This window comes from Mesorhizobium sp. M7A.F.Ca.AU.001.01.1.1, assembly GCF_004022735.1.
GTDB classification, from domain to species: Bacteria; Pseudomonadota; Alphaproteobacteria; order Rhizobiales; family Rhizobiaceae; genus Mesorhizobium; species Mesorhizobium ciceri.
In genome coordinates this window covers 1-497 of sequence record NZ_RZPF01001345.1, presented here as the reverse complement: position 1 = coordinate 497, position 497 = coordinate 1, and the positions used below count along the sequence as shown (strand labels likewise).

At 61.8% G+C, this 497-nt stretch carries 1 pseudogene; it reads right to left on the bottom strand.

The features are described 5' to 3' along the window. Positions 1 to 497 (bottom strand): annotated as a pseudogene (locus EN884_RS38090) (autotransporter); the annotation flags it as partial.

The window sequence follows — 497 nt, the reverse complement described above, 5'->3', positions numbered from 1 at the left end:
GGCGAAAACGCCGATGTTCAGGCCGTACTCATTGTCGAACTGGAAGTGTTTGGCGGCATTGAAATCCAGGCTGATGGCGGCCGAAAAATCATTGGCATCGAAGCTCGGGCCCGGGCCATTCAAGCCGCCGCCGCTGATGTTGTAGCCGTCATGCTCGGTATGGGCGAACTGGCCGGAGGCAAATACCCCGAAGCTTTCCGAAACCGGCACCATTCCAGATCCGGATGCGGGCGAAAGGTTGAGGTCAGCGTCGAGCGCGTCGCGGTTTATGCCGTAAAGAGCCTCGATTGCCACCGTGACCGCGCCGGCGTTGGTGGCACTGGTCGGCGCCGCCGCAATGCCAAAATTGACTGGCGTGGCACGCAGGAACACGCTGCCATTCGGGCCTGTGACGATCGCATAGGTGAAAAGCGAACCCGGTGTGCCGGGCACGCCTGCGACGCTGAACGTCCCGGTGACCGGGCCGTTGGCCGAAACAATGAGCGGTATGTCGGCTG